The organism is Chitinimonas violaceus, from assembly GCF_052601015.1.
Genome location: NZ_JBQXDJ010000215.1, coordinates 1 through 584, shown reverse-complemented (window position 1 = coordinate 584; position 584 = coordinate 1). Strand labels below are relative to the sequence as shown.

Annotated in this window: 1 protein-coding gene; it reads right to left on the bottom strand. The window is 59.4% G+C overall.

Annotated elements, in window-relative coordinates:
• Positions 1-71: 71 nt before the first annotated feature.
• Positions 72-584 (bottom strand): group II intron maturase-specific domain-containing protein (locus tag ACUHMQ_RS20990; protein WP_445297380.1); only part of this gene is annotated, 513 nt, incomplete at its 5' end.

Below are 584 nucleotides of genomic sequence, written 5' to 3'. Positions count from 1 at the left end.
AGATTACTTGGCCGACCCCTGCCACACCACCCGGCATGCGGGTCCGCACCGGGCGGTTCGAGAAGTTGAGGTTAGGCGAGTCTTGGAACTCCCAGGCGGTCGAAATAGGCGATCGGCAGCGCACGATTCAGCACGCCGTAGCCATTACGCCACCAGCCTCTGCCATTGCTGGCTATCCTCGTCGCGTCCGTTTCGCTCACCCCAAGCGCTTTCAGCTCCCGATACATGGTCCTGCCCCGCTTCCAATGTTTCAGATGCAGGGTGCGCAGTCGGTGACGCAGCCATTCGTCCAGCTCTCGAAACACCATCGGCGTCTGCGCCAGTTGGAAATAACCCTTCCAGCCAGGGATATACGCTTTCAGTTTGTCGATTACCTGTCCCAGGCTGCGGCCACCACTACGTCGCGTCATTTCCCGAACGCGCTGTTTGTAGTTCTCCAGCGCCTTCTTGGCGACCTTACGCTTCACCTCGCCACCGCGCCCAACCCACAGGGTGAAACCCAGGAATTTACGCCCGAACACCGAGGCTACCGCTGTCTTGCCTTCATTCACCTGTAGATGCAGCTTCGCATACAGGCGTCGAAG